Raw genomic sequence first — 12713 nt, 5'->3', positions numbered from 1 at the left:
CATCCGGGTAAGTAGCACGGTTGTGCTAGTTCGAACGGAGTCCTCCGATGCGCCTCGAATCCCCATCGCGTACCGATCCCTCAGCGGACGGCGGCACGGCCCGATCGCTGTTCCGCAACCGCGCCGTGGGGCTTGCCGTGCTGGGGTGGGTGTCGGCGAACGCGCTGATCCTGGCCCTGGCCGGCCGGAGGCTCCCGCTCCACCTGCACGACGCCGCGGAACGCTCCACGTCCGCCTACCTGCTGGACTTCAACGTCCGCCTTGCCGAGGTCTTCCTCATCTTCGCCCTGGTCTTCTTCCTCACCCGCCGCCGGCCCAGGCCCGACCTGGCTGCCCGTGCCCCCGAGCGCGCCACGGCGCTCCGCGAGACCCTGCTGCTCCTCGCCTACGGAGCCGGCGGCCTCGCCCTCGGCTTCGCGGTGGGACGGGCGTTCGGCTGGCACCCGTTCGGCCTGCACCTGGCGGGCTCGGTGAACGAGACGGACGACCACGTCGCGCGGTCGGAAGCGATCGCCTGGGCCGGCTACAACCTGGTGGTGTTCGCGCTCGCGCCGCTGGCGTACTTCTGGCGCCGCTACCCGGCCAGGGCGCTCAACCTCGTCTCCGCCGACCGGCGCGGCGACCTCCGCCTGATCGCCGTCGTGCTGGTGGTCGAGGGTGCCGTGCAGATCGCCGCGCTGCATCCGGAGATCTTCGACCTCACCGGCAGGCAGCTGCTGCTGGGCGTGCCGCTCACCTTCCTCCTCTACATGGCGGGCACGGTCCTGCCGACAATGGTGTTCATCTACGCGATCCTGATCCCGCGCTTCGTGAAGCTGACCGGATCCATCGCGACGACGGTGATCCTCGGCGGCCTGACCTACGCGGCGCTGCACGTGTGGGACTCGTGGGCGGAGTACGGCTCTCCCCGGGAGGCGGCGATCTCGATCGCCTTCCTGCTGCTCACCTACTTCGGCCCCGGCATGGTGAAGGCCTGGCTCACCGTCCGCACGGGCAACGCATGGGTGCACGTCTGGGCGTACCACGCCCTGGCCCCCCACACCCTGGTCGACACCCCCCACGTCACGCACATCTTCGGCATCCACCGCTGAGCCGGCGCGAGGCTTCGAACAGCCGCCGCGAGCCGCGGCGGCCGGGAGTCACCGCTCCGTGCGGGCTCCACCATGGGGGAGGGCGCGAGGTGGGCGCTGTGGTGAACCCGGCGAAAATGGTTTCGGGGCAGCGGGCGTTTTTGGTGACTCCGGTGGGTTGCCTTTTTTGTCCGGCGATTTTTTGTCGGGTGTTTGCCGGGGCGGCTGATCATGTGGGCGGGGCCGGGGAACCGTCAAGTCGGCGAACGGACCTCGACCGCAGTTTTTCCAGAAACCGGTAGTACGCGCTCATCGGCGGCCCGCTCGTCTGAGGTCCCCTTCGGGGGAGCGGGAATCACCGACGCAACAGGAGAGCGAATGCGGGTATTCAGAGGCGGCGCCATCTCGGCCGCGATCCTCGGCCTCACCGTCACGCTGACGGGAACCGCGGAGGCCGCCCATTCCGAGAGCGTGCCCTCACCCCGGGCGGACGCGTGCACCGCCCCGCTGGCGGTCGGCGCAAGGGAGATCATCAGGCAGGCCGAGGACTGCGCCCGGCAGCCGGAGCAGCCGCAGGCGGTGCCGACGACCGCGGAAGGCTTCGCGAAGGCCGCGGAGGAAGCCGGCCACGGCACGGGGAAGATCTGCGGGCCGCCCTATGTGAAGCGGGACCCGCGCCTGGGGCCCGTGCGGCTCCCGCGCCACGGATACTTCGGGTTTCTGCTGCGCGGTTACGACCGCTACGGCCCCCTCTCGCCCTCGCAGTTCCTGTACCAGTACTGGGACGAGAGCAAGGTCCCGCCCGGCTGGCGCTACCCGCCGGACGACGGCTTCGCCCACCAGCTCAGGGACATCAACAGCCGCCCGGCGCGGTTCAGGGTGCGGCTTCGCGCCGGCCAGTTCATCGACCGGTTCGGCGCGGAGACCGGCCGGTTCCTGTCGCCCGCCGGGGCGTCCTTCGCGTCGCGCGCGCTGCCGCCGGACAGCCTCAACACGCGCGCCGACGACCCGAAGCACCTGTGCAACTACCACGTGTACCGCGTGGCGCGGTCCTTCTCGGTGGACGGGGGCCCGGCCGAACCCGCGTTCCAGCAGCCGGGACGGGGGCTCCAGTACGTCCTCATGGGGGCCTACGTCCGCGGTGCGCCGAGCATGCTCTCGGTGAAGTGGCTCGTGCACAAGAAGTACCTGCGGCGGGTCTACTGACCGTTGGACCGCCACGATCTCGAAGCGGCGCTGACCGGCGCCGGTTTTCGGGAGTACGAGATCGAGGGCGTCCATGAGCCGGCCTGGCGGCCCAGCGAGTACCTCTACCTGCGATGGCGGGAGGGCCGCTGGGCCGTCGGGCTCTGCGAGCGCGGCGAGTACGTGCAGATGCGCGGCTTCACCGATGAGGACGAGGCATGCCGTTTCTTCTACGGCCTCGTCACTTCCTCGAAACCGCCTCCACCGCCGGGCGAACTGCCGAGCGTCGAGGAAATCGAGGAATCGCAGCGCATCGCATGGGAGGAATACCGCCGCGCCCGCGACGCTCAAGGAGACGGCGAGCGTCCACCGGACGAGAATTGACGGCCGTCGCCATTCCGAGGAGCACCGCCCGATAAGCGGTTCAGAATCCGATGGCCTCGCGGAGCAGAAGGACGGTGCCGCGCCCGGGACGGTGTTCCGCGTTGAGAACGAGAAGGCGGTTGATGGCACTGGGCCACCCGTAGGCCTCCTGTGTGCGGGCGCTTTCCAGCGGGAGGCAGTGCTCTTCGACGCGCCGCAGTGCGGTGTCCAGGTCGGGTACCACCTTCTGCGCCCCGACGACCCAGATCGCCCGGTCGGCGCCGCCGGCGTAGCCGGGCAGTTGGCTGCCGCTGCCCGACGCGATCACGAGGGAGCCGGTCTCGGTGACCGCGTGCACGCTGCCCACGATGACGTCGGGGTCGGCGAGCAGCCGCCGGATGTCGTCCGCCTGGGTGGCGCGGTCCATGGCCAGGGCGCGCGGCTTGACGGCGTCGTACCGTCCACTGCCGTTGATGTCCTCGTCGATGCCGGACAGGCGAAGGGTCTCGCTGGCCCCGGTGAAGACGCTGGCGCCGTCGGGTATCAGTGCTTTGATGCGGGTACGCGCGGCGGCGGCGTCGTCGAGGACTTCGACGGTGAAACCGTGGGCGGCCAGCGCGGCGGCCGCCCGCTCCAGACGCTGCTCCGGGGCGGGGTCGGTGAACGATGCCGCCGGGATCGGGGTAGTCATGATGTCTCTGAGCTTCCTGTCCGCTGAACGATGTGTTCGTCTCAGCAGTCCGACAACACGGCTCCTCGGAATGTGAGGCGGCGCATCGGCCTCACAATCCGGTGCGCTGTCCGGTCGAACCGGTGAAGGCAGAGCCGACCGAGGGAGCCGTCAGCACCATGACCACCCGAAACGGGCCAGGCCAGGACGGGCCCGATCCCTGCCTGGACGCCCTTATGCGGGAGCGGCGTCATCTGACCAATCTCGCGTACCGGCTCCTGGGCTCCTTGGCCGAGGCCGAGGACGCCGTGCAGGAGACGTACACCCGCTGGTACGCCATGTCGCGGGAGCAGCAGGACGCCATCGAGTCCCCCGGCGCCTGGCTGACGACGGTCGCCGGCCGCATCTGCCTCAACATGCTCGGCTCGGCGCGGGCCCGGCGGGAGACCTACGTCGGCGAATGGATCCCCGAGCCGCTGCCGGACCGTACGGAGTGGATCAGCGGACGGCCGGGCGGCGCGACCCCCGACCCCGCCGACCGGGTCACCCTGGACGAGTCGGTCAGCATGGCCTTCCTGGTCGTCCTCGATTCGATGACCCCGGCCGAGCGCGTCGCGTTCGTGCTGCACGACGTCTTCTGCCACCCCTTCGCCGAGGTGGCCGAGATCGTCGGCCGTTCGCCGGCGGCCTGCCGCCAACTGGCCTCCTCGGCCCGCCGCCGCGTCCGCGAATCGCGGGGCGCCGCGAGCCCGGCGGCCCGGCAGGCCGGCATCGTCAAGGACTTCAAGCGCGCGTGGGAGGCCAAGGACATCGGCGCCCTGATCGGCCTGCTCGACCCCGACGCCACGGCGACCGCCGACGGCGGCGGCCTCGCCCTCTCCTTCCTGCACCCCATCGAAGGCGGCGAGCAGATCGCACACGCCTGGGCCGAGATCGCCCGCCGCAGGCCCGACGACATGACGTTCCTGGAACGCACGGTCAACGGCAGGCCGGGACTCGTGGCCCAGCAGGACGGCGCCACCGTGACGGTCTTCGCGTTCGACGTCGTGGCCGACCGGATCAAGCACATCTGGGTGATTCGCAACCCCGAAAAACTCCGCCACTGGCCGACGACCTGACGGACGTCACCAGGTGATCTCGGCCGCCACCGGGAGGTGGTCGCTGCCGGTGGCCGGCAGGATCCATGCGGCCCGCGGCTGCACGCCTCTGACCAGGATCTGGTCGATCCGCACCATCGGGAACGCCGCAGGCCAGGTGAAGCCGAAGCCGTCCCCGGCCTCCTCCTGGGCCGAGCGCATCCGCGAGGTGATGCCGTCGAACGCGCGGTCGTCCATGGTGCCGTTCAGGTCGCCGAGCAGCACGACCCGTTCACTCCGCTCGGTGGCCATGGCCTGCCCCAGCGCCTTCGCGTTCCTGTCGCGGTGGGCCGTCCAGAAGCCCGCCCTGGGATTCACGCGCGCGGACCCCAGGTGGGCCACGTAGACCGCCAGCGGGCCGTGGTCGGTGGCCACCGTGGTGCGCAGCGCCCGGTTGTAGGGCATCTTGGCCTCGGCCGACTTGGCGGCCCCCAGCGGTCCGGCGTCCGTCTGGATGTCGACCGGCCGGGTGTCCGACAGCGGCAGCTTGCTCCACAGCCCGACCGTCCCCTGCACCGTGTGGTGCGGGTACTCCCTCGCCAGCTCCTTCTCGTACGTGCCGATGGCCTCCTCGGGCAGCTCCTCCAGTGCCAGCACGTTCGCCCCGGAGGCGGCCAGGTCGCGGGCGGTGCGGACGGGGTCGGGGTTGCCGGCGCCGACGTTGTGGCTGGCCACGACGAAGCCGCCGCCCGGACGGGACTTGTCGCCGAGCAGGCCGCCGAAGAGGTTCAGCCACACCAGGACCGGCACCAGCAGCGCGACCGTCGCGGAGGCGGAACGGCGCCACAGCGCCCCGGCCAGCAGCACCGGGACGAAAAGGCCGAACCACGGCAGGAACGTCTCCGCCAGGCTGCCGAGGTTCCCGATCCGGTTCGGGATCTCCGCGTGCAGCAGCATGAACAGGCCCAGCAGCAGCGCCAGTGCCGCGAGGATCAGGCCGCGCTTCCAGGGCTCCGGCCGGGAGGCGACGCGGGCGGCCCGCCGGACGGCCGCGCGCCAGTTGCCGGAGCCGGTGTCGCGGCCGTCGGCGTCGTCCTGTCCGGTCTCCGCCGAGTCCACCCGGGCCATCGTCTGTCCTCGTTCACTGCCGCTCACTGGTGCATCCTCGGGTCTTGGGTGGGGTCGGCGTACGGGTGCGGGCAACCCCGGTCGGCCGCGTCGGCGCGCAGCTCGTAGTGCCAGGGTTCGTTCCGGTAGACCTGGCACAGCCCGAACCCGGCGCCGTGCCGGGACAGCCACGCCGCCGCATCGGGGTGACCGATGTCGACCGCGTCGCCCGACACGTGAAGCGACGTCGCCGGGGTGGCCACCCATCGGGCGGCTTCGGCCTCGGACCCGTACTTGGAGACCGCGTCGCGAAGAAGCCGGTTCTGGTACGCCGGGGAGCGCCAGCCGCTGTTGACGTAGAACTCGATCCCGTCGTCCGCGGCGTCCGTCGCGGCCCGGCGGAGGGCCTTCAGCAGGCTCGGATCGAGGTTGGCCACGGCCGGAAACGCGTCGTCGAAGACCGTCACGCCGTCGGGGACGACCCCGTCGGCCTTGCCGACCGCTCCGTGCTGCTCCCTGCGAGGAGCCTTCGGGGGCGGTGCGGTCGAGGGGGCCAAGGGCGATACGACCGACGAGGACGTCAATGGCGGTGCGGGGGAAGACGAGTCGTTCTGGGACCGGTAGCCGAAGGTCGAAGCGATCGCCGCTGCGACGACTATCAGCCCGGCGACGAGGAGCCGGCGGACCCGGCGGGTCGTACTTCGCGCTGATGGTGGTGTTCCAGACATACCAGCCAGTCAAGGCAGCGTGGCGTTGCAGGCGCGTATGCGGTTTTCGATACGCCGACGATATGCACCGGCTTCTAGCCTCGATGGCATGCGCGTGCTGATCGTCGAGGACGAGCCCTTCCTGGCGGAGGCGATCCGCGACGGCCTGCGCCTCGAAGCGATCGCGGCCGACATCGCGGGCGACGGCGACACCGCGCTGGCGATGCTGGGCGTCCACGCCTACGACATCGCCGTCCTCGACCGCGACGTCCCCGGACCCTCCGGTGACGAGATCGCCAGGCGCATCGTCGCCTCCGGAAGCGGCATGCCGATCCTCATGCTGACCGCGGCCGACCGCCTCGACGACAAGGCCTCCGGGTTCGAACTCGGCGCCGACGACTACCTCACGAAGCCCTTCGAGCTGCAGGAACTCGCGCTCAGGCTCAGGGCGCTCGACCGCCGCCGCGCCCACAGCAGGCCCCCCGTGCGGGAGATCGCGGGCCTGCGGGTGGACCCGTTCCGCAGGGAGGTCTTCCGGGACGGCCGCTACGTCGCGCTGACCAGGAAGCAGTTCGCCGTCCTCGAAGTCCTCGTCGGCGCCGAAGGCGGTGTTGTCAGCGCCGAGGAACTCCTGGAACGCGCGTGGGACGAGAACGCCGACCCGTTCACCAACGCCGTGCGCATCACCGTCTCGGCCCTGCGGAAACGCCTCGGCGAACCCTGGATCATCGCCACCGTGCCAGGCGTCGGCTACCGCATCGACACAGGAGCGGACGCCGGAGACGAGCGCGAATAGAGGCGCTGCGCACCGAGGGGTGCGCTGCCCGGTTCAGTTCACCAGGCCTCGGCGGTAGGCGTAGACGACCGCTTGGACGCGGTCGCGCAGGTCGAGTTTGGTGAGGATGCGGGAGACGTACGTCTTGACGGTCTCCTGGCTGAGCACCAGGGTCGCGGCGATCTCGCTGTTGGACAGGCCGTCGGCGATGAGGCGCAGCACCTCCATCTCACGCGGCGACAGCACGTCGACGGCCGGCGTCTCCTCGGCGGGTCGGATCCGCGCCGCGTACCTGCCGACGAGCTGCCGCGTCACCTCGGGGGCCAGCAGCGCGGCGCCGGCCGCGACGGTCCGGATGCCGTGCAGCAGCTGCGCCGGCGGGGCGTCCTTGAGCAGGAAGCCGCTCGCTCCCGCGCGCAGCGCCTCGTACACGTACTCGTCCAGGTTGAACGTGGTCACCACGAGCACCTTGACGGGGTCGGCGACCCCGGCGCCGGCCAGCAGGCGGGTCGCCTCGATGCCGTCGAGGACCGGCATCCGGACGTCCATCACCACCATGTCCGGGACGAGCCGGCGGGCGAGGTCGACGGCGGCGCGGCCGTCACCGCACTCGCCCACCACCTCCAGGTCGGGCTGCGCGTCGATGATCGTGGAGAATCCGGTGCGGATCAGCGCCTGGTCGTCGGCGACCAGGACCCGGACCGGCGTGCTCACGAAGGGCTCCCCGACGGGATGCGGGCCCGCACGACGAAGCCGCCGTCCGGCCGCGGGTCCGCGCTGAAGTCGCCGCCGAGGGCGCCGACCCGGTCGCGGAGCCCGGCGAGGCCCCGGCCGCTCCCGCCCGGGGACGCGGCCGGCGACCCGGAGGCGTCGGTGCCGACCTCCACGCTGATCTCTTTGTCGCGGTAGTGCACCCGCACCACGGTACGGCTGCCGTGGGCGTACTTGAGGGCGTTCGTCAGAGACTCCTGCACGACCCGGTAGGCCACGAACTCGGCGCTTCCGGCCGACTCCGCCGGCTCGCCCGCGGTGCTGAACTCGATCGGCTGCCCGGCCTGGCGCGTCTGCTCCACGAGCGCGGGGAGCTCGCCGACGGACGGCATCCGGGGATCGGTTCCATGATCGGGGTTGAGCAGTTCGAGCAGGTGCCGCAGGTCGGTGATGGCCCGGCGGCCGGTGTCGCCGACGGCGCCCAGGGTCGCGTCGAGGCGGTCGGGGGCGGCGGTCAGGTACCGCGCCGCCTCCACCTGGACGACCATCGCCGTGACGTGGTGGGTCACGACGTCGTGGAGCTCGCGGGCGATGCGGGTGCGTTCGGCCGCGCGGGTGGCCTCGGCGACGCGGCGGCGGCGTTCCGCCTCGACGGCCCGGGTGGAGCGCAGCCACGCCCCGACGCCCCACGCGAAGGCGGCGGCCAGGTAGAACGTGGCGAAGCCGTCCAGGCGCTCGGGGGAGCCGATCCGGTCGAGCGCGAACGCCAGCGCCACGTAGCCGGCGGAGAGGCCGGCCGCGACGGCGTACCGGCGGCGCTCCAGGTGGGCGCCCGCGCTCACCAGCGCGAACGCCAGGGCGCTGCCCGTGAACGAGTGGTAGGCGCGGAGCTGTTCGGCGGCGAACCCCAGCGACACGAGGACGACGCAGACGGCCGGCCAGCGCCGGCGCACGGCGAGCGGGAGGCAGGTGAGGAGGATGACCGGGACGGCCAGGGCGTCGAACGGGCGGGCGGGCAGATCGCCGACCTGCGTTCCGTGGGCCTGGAGCGCCGGGACGAACGACCCGGCGACCAGCAGCACCGGAAACGGCAGGTCCCGCACCGTGACGTCCAGCCGTCGCCACCGCTCCCGGCCCCGCCGGATGTCGATCACTGGGCGAGCGTAGCGGTGGCGGCGGCCCGGGTGGTCCGGCGCAGGGGGACGATGGTGCCGCGCCGGCGTGCCAGCCACACGAACACGATCGTCAGGACCGCGCCGGCGCCGACCGAGTACAGGCTCGCCTCCGGGCCGAACTCGCCGCCGCTGAGCAGGGTCGGGCCCGAGGTCACGCCGTTGAGCAGGCCGTCCGGGGCGTCCTTGCCGGAGACCTCGGTCCCGAAGATCCCGCCGCCGGCGAAGTTCCAGGCGAAGTGCAGGCCGATCGGCACCCAGAGGTTGCGGGTGGCGACGTAGGCGGCGGCGAGCATGCCGCCGGCCTCGATGGCGATGGCGAGCGAGCTCCACAGGGTGGCGTTCGGGTTGGGCAGGTGCATCAGGCCGAACACCAGGCCGGTCAGCGTCAGCGCCACCCAGGTGCCGGTGCGCTCCTCGATGACCCGGAACAGGACGCCGCGGAACATCACCTCCTCCGTCACCGCGGCGGCGGCCATGAAGCCGAGCAGCGCGACCGCGCCGCCGGCGGAGCCGAACCCGTCGATCCGGTAGTGGCCGAGGAAGGCGATGTTCACGATGACGGCGCCGAACATCGCGAAACCGATGAGCATCCCGCGGGTGAGGGCGCCGGCGGCGCCCTTCGGCGCCAGCTCCGTCGGCTCGCGGTGCTCGGTCCGGCGCACCACCCAGCGGTACGTGTACAGGCTGACCAGCGCCGCCGCGGCGCCGAGGACGAGCGTGAGGGCGGGGTTCCAGTCGGCGCCGTTGACGCCCGCGCCGCCGGCGGCGGCGACGACCACCACGACCACGAGCTGCTTCAGCAGTCGCATGCTGACTCCTTCGGGGGTTCCGCGGCCGGAGTGCCGCGGCTTCGCCCGAAACGCTATGGATCCACCCCCTCCCGGATCTTCACCACACGGTGGACATCCGCCTGTAGCTCGCACGGGGGACAAGCCTCCGCGCGCCGGATGTCAGCTGCGGCGGAACAGGCGCGTCCAGGCGTTTCCGGCGGGGGCCTCCTTCTCGTCGCAGTTGCAGCGCTGGGACCGGGGGACTCCCGCGAGCACCTGCTCGACGTGCTGGCCGCACCCCCGGTAGGTGGCGCGCTGGCACTTCCGGCAAACGGCGCGCTGGCACATGGGCTTCTCCTTCGGTTCGGATCCCGGGCCGGTGGCCCTTACTCCATGGTGATGCTTCTCTGTCCAGATGATACCCCAGGGGGTATGTGGAATCGCAGGCCCGGACGATGCGGCCGTGGGCCTCACCTGGGGCGGGACCGGGCCGTCCGGCCTCCCCAGGGGACCGGAGATCAAGCTGTGATCTTTAGGCGGTGATCCGGCGAACGGGGCGGAGCGTCCTCCGGGATGAGCAGCCCTGGAGGACTCCGTGCAGCGACGTGTTTCCACCCTGATTTCCGCCGTTGTCCTGGCGGCGCCCGTTGTCGTGGTCGCTGCGCCCGCCGCGCATGCGGCGCCCTATGCGTTCGTGCACGCCGCGATGGATCGGGATGATCCCGCGCATCCGGTCACCGTCACGGTCGACGTCAAGGGCGAGGACGTGGCGCGAGTGAAGGCCTGGTTCACCGATTCGCGGTTCGGTGACAGCTGGGCGTCGCTGGGGGATCTCCGGCTGATCGAGGGGACCGCGCAGGACGGCACCTGGCAGGGGACCCTGCCGATCTCCGTTGAGGAGCACCCGGGGGATCACTGGGCCGTCGCCTACGTGGAGGACGCGAAGGGCGGGCTGCTCGCTCAGGCCGGCAACGTCTTCTCGGCGTGCTATTCGGCGGTCTACTCGGATGTCACGGCGACGCCGGCGGTCGTCGACGCCGACCATCGGACGGTGACGGCGTCCGGTGCCATCTCCTACCGGACGTCCAAGAACGCCCCCTTGCAGCCTGCGGGCGGGCTGCCGGTGAAGCTCCTGGGGACCGCGGGGACCACCGAGACCGGCGCCGACGGGCGGTTCACCGTGCGGGGCGATGCCGAGGTACGTCCCCAGCTCTACAACGACGCGAAGGGCGTGGTGTGCCAAGCCTGGGGGACGACCCCGGTCACGGTCCGGCAGACGGCCACGGCCATCTCGGCTCGGGTCAGCGTCGCCAACCCCGTTCCGGCGGGCGGCACGGTCACCGTCAAGGGGGAGCTGGTGCGCGCGGGGAGCAGCGGGCCGGTGTTCCTGGGGCCGGGTGAGGACGTCGAGGCCTGGATCATCCCGTTCGACGGCGGCGACACCAGGTACATCGGGAGGGTCGAGAAGCTCGGCGACGGCGGTTCGTTCGAGTTCACCTTCACGGCGACCTCGGGTGAGCTGCTCGTCCAGTACGCGCCCAACTCGACCGGCCTGTTCACGCGGAGCGAGATCCGGCAGCCGCTGGAGGTCGGGCAGGCGCGGGCCGCCACCGCGTTCAGCGGGGCGAACGCCGGGCCGGAGCCCGTCGCGCTCAACGGGACGGTCACGACGTCCGGGCGGCTGGTGGCGGGCGGCACGGCCGTGAAGGGCGCCACCGTGGACGTCGAGTTCTCCACCAACGGCACGTCCGGGTGGACGCGCGTGGGCCGGGGGACGACCAGCTCGACCGGGGCGTTCTCGGTGGGGGCGCCCGCCACGCGCGACGGGTACTGGCGGGTGCGCTACGCGGGGTCGTCCGCCTACCGGCCGGCGATGAGCGGGACCGACTTCGTCGACGCGCGGTACCGGACGGCCATCACCTCGTTCAACGCCGGCCCGGAGCCGGTCCGCAAGGGGCGGACGCTGACGGTGCAGGGCAAGCTGAGCCGGTACGTGGGCGGGTGGAAGCCGGGGTCGGGCGCGCCGGTGAAGATCTACTTCCGGCGGGCGGGGGCCTCGTCGTGGGCGCTGGCCGGGACGACCCGCAGCGCCTCCAACGGGACGTTCCGCAAGTCCTTCACCGCCAAGCTGGACGGCACCTGGCGCGCCGTCTACGCCGGCAGCTCCACGTACCTGTCCGCCACCAGCGCCGGGGACTACGTGGACGTTCGCTGATCGGGACGGGACGGCGGCCGGTACGGTCAGCTGATGATGATCTTTGGCCCGGCCGTCGACGTCCGTCCGCTGTTCCCGCGCGAACGGCAGGCCATGCTCGACCTGCTCAGGGCCCTGAGCCCGGCCGGGTGGGCCATGCCCACGGTGTGTCCCGGCTGGGACGTGCACGACGTGGTCGCTCATGTGCTCAACGACTACATGCGGCGCCTGTCGGGCAGCCGCGACGGGCACGGCGGCGCGATCTTCGCCGACGACGAGACGCTCCCCGCCTACCTGGCCCGGACCAACGACGAGTTCGTCCGGGCGTCCCGCCAGCTCAGCCCGCAACTGATGATCGAACTGCTGGAGCACCTGGGACCCCGGCTCGACGCCGTATGGGCCGCCCAGGACCTCCACGCCCCCGCCGACCTGAACGTCTCCTGGGCCGCCACCGACATCGACAGCCCCGCATGGCTCGACATCGGCCGCGACTACACCGAGTTCTGGGTCCACCAGCAGCAGGTGCGCGACGCCGTCTCCGTCCCGGGCGCCGATGAACCCGATCTCATGGCTCCGGTGTTGGACGTCTTCGCGCGCGGCCTGCCGCACGCCTTGCGGATGCACGAACGCCCCGAAGGCACCACGGCTCACCTGGAAGTACTCGGCCCGGCCGGAGGACGATGGGGCATGGTCCGGCAGGACGCGCGCTGGCAGATGACCCCGCCCCTGGGGGAGCCGACCGCTCACGTCTCGATGGACCAGGACACCTTCTGGCGCCTGGCGACCCGAGGCATCACCGAGGAGCAGGCCCGCCGACGATCGACGGCGACCGGCGACGCGGGCCTCACCACGGCCATCACGGCCCTTCTCGCGGTAGTCGCCTGAGGGGACCCGCCCGGCGCCCGCCTGC

14 protein-coding genes are annotated in these 12713 nt (G+C 71.8%); 7 read left to right on the top strand and 7 right to left on the bottom strand.

Annotated features, from left to right (window positions below; genetic code table 11):
- Positions 1-47: 47 nt before the first annotated feature.
- The 3 genes from AB0C21_RS08555 to AB0C21_RS08545 all read left to right on the top strand — a co-directional run bounded on the left by AB0C21_RS08555 (position 48) and on the right by AB0C21_RS08545 (position 2639).
- Positions 48-1091 carry a hypothetical protein gene (locus AB0C21_RS08555; protein ID WP_500203414.1) on the top strand — a complete coding sequence of 348 codons (1044 nt, stop codon included), beginning with the start codon at positions 48-50 and terminating at the stop codon, positions 1089-1091.
- 357 nt (positions 1092-1448) lie between these two features.
- Positions 1449-2276: a TNT domain-containing protein gene (locus AB0C21_RS08550; RefSeq protein ID WP_500203413.1), complete on the top strand. Its 828-nt coding sequence runs from the start codon at positions 1449-1451 to the stop codon at positions 2274-2276.
- A gap of 3 nt (positions 2277-2279) precedes the next feature.
- On the top strand, positions 2280-2639 hold the full coding sequence (locus AB0C21_RS08545; RefSeq protein WP_500203412.1) for a hypothetical protein: 360 nt from the start codon (positions 2280-2282) through the stop codon (positions 2637-2639).
- A gap of 40 nt (positions 2640-2679) precedes the next feature.
- On the opposite strand, the gene AB0C21_RS08540 is transcribed toward AB0C21_RS08545, so the two are convergent.
- Positions 2680-3309, bottom strand: coding sequence for an LUD domain-containing protein (locus tag AB0C21_RS08540; protein WP_500203411.1), 630 nt, complete (start codon positions 3307-3309; stop codon positions 2680-2682).
- A gap of 158 nt (positions 3310-3467) precedes the next feature.
- On the opposite strand from AB0C21_RS08540, the gene sigJ reads away from it, so the two are divergent.
- Positions 3468-4406 (top strand): RNA polymerase sigma factor SigJ, encoded by a 939-nt coding sequence (gene sigJ / locus AB0C21_RS08535; RefSeq protein ID WP_500203410.1) that lies wholly within the window; start codon positions 3468-3470, stop codon positions 4404-4406.
- Positions 4407-4412: 6 nt separating this feature from the next.
- Here the strand turns inward: sigJ and AB0C21_RS08530 are convergent, their stop codons facing one another.
- The gene (locus AB0C21_RS08530; RefSeq protein WP_500203409.1) at positions 4413-5492 is read right to left on the bottom strand and encodes an endonuclease/exonuclease/phosphatase family protein; all 1080 of its coding nucleotides are present in this window, start codon (positions 5490-5492) and stop codon (positions 4413-4415) included.
- A 23-nt stretch (positions 5493-5515) separates the two neighbouring features.
- On the bottom strand, positions 5516-6028 hold the full coding sequence (locus tag AB0C21_RS08525; RefSeq protein WP_500203408.1) for a M15 family metallopeptidase: 513 nt from the start codon (positions 6026-6028) through the stop codon (positions 5516-5518).
- A 259-nt stretch (positions 6029-6287) separates the two neighbouring features.
- On the opposite strand from AB0C21_RS08525, the gene vanR-Sc reads away from it, so the two are divergent.
- A complete protein-coding gene (gene vanR-Sc, locus AB0C21_RS08520; protein ID WP_500203407.1) occupies positions 6288-6974 on the top strand; it encodes a VanSc-type vancomycin resistance response regulator transcription factor VanR in 687 nt (228 codons plus the stop codon).
- Between the two features lie 33 nt (positions 6975-7007).
- Here vanR-Sc and AB0C21_RS08515 read toward each other — a convergent pair whose 3' ends face one another.
- The 4 genes from AB0C21_RS08515 to AB0C21_RS08500 all read right to left on the bottom strand — a co-directional run bounded on the left by AB0C21_RS08515 (position 7008) and on the right by AB0C21_RS08500 (position 9957).
- Complete coding sequence (locus AB0C21_RS08515) at positions 7008-7667, bottom strand: response regulator (RefSeq protein WP_500203406.1); 660 nt, start codon at positions 7665-7667, stop codon at positions 7008-7010.
- A complete protein-coding gene (locus tag AB0C21_RS08510) occupies positions 7664-8818 on the bottom strand; it encodes a sensor histidine kinase (RefSeq protein ID WP_500203405.1) in 1155 nt (384 codons plus the stop codon). Before AB0C21_RS08510 ends, AB0C21_RS08515 begins: the two co-directional genes overlap by 4 nt.
- Positions 8815-9648, bottom strand: coding sequence for a CPBP family intramembrane glutamic endopeptidase (locus tag AB0C21_RS08505; protein WP_500203404.1), 834 nt, complete (start codon positions 9646-9648; stop codon positions 8815-8817). The genes AB0C21_RS08510 and AB0C21_RS08505 overlap by 4 nt, the downstream gene beginning before the upstream one ends.
- A 141-nt stretch (positions 9649-9789) precedes the next feature.
- Entirely contained in the window at positions 9790-9957 is a 168-nt protein-coding gene (locus AB0C21_RS08500) for a DUF8730 family Cys-rich protein (RefSeq protein ID WP_200841989.1), read from the bottom strand.
- A gap of 247 nt (positions 9958-10204) precedes the next feature.
- On the opposite strand from AB0C21_RS08500, the gene AB0C21_RS08495 reads away from it, so the two are divergent.
- Complete coding sequence (locus tag AB0C21_RS08495) at positions 10205-11824, top strand: hypothetical protein (protein WP_500203403.1); 1620 nt, start codon at positions 10205-10207, stop codon at positions 11822-11824.
- Between the two features lie 33 nt (positions 11825-11857).
- A complete protein-coding gene (locus tag AB0C21_RS08490; protein ID WP_500203402.1) occupies positions 11858-12688 on the top strand; it encodes a maleylpyruvate isomerase family mycothiol-dependent enzyme in 831 nt (276 codons plus the stop codon).
- Positions 12689-12713 lie beyond the last annotated feature (25 nt).

This window comes from Spirillospora sp. NPDC049024, from assembly GCF_040649235.1.
Lineage (GTDB): Bacteria > Actinomycetota > Actinomycetes > Streptosporangiales > Streptosporangiaceae > Spirillospora.
This window is presented reverse-complemented; position numbering and strand designations above follow the sequence as displayed.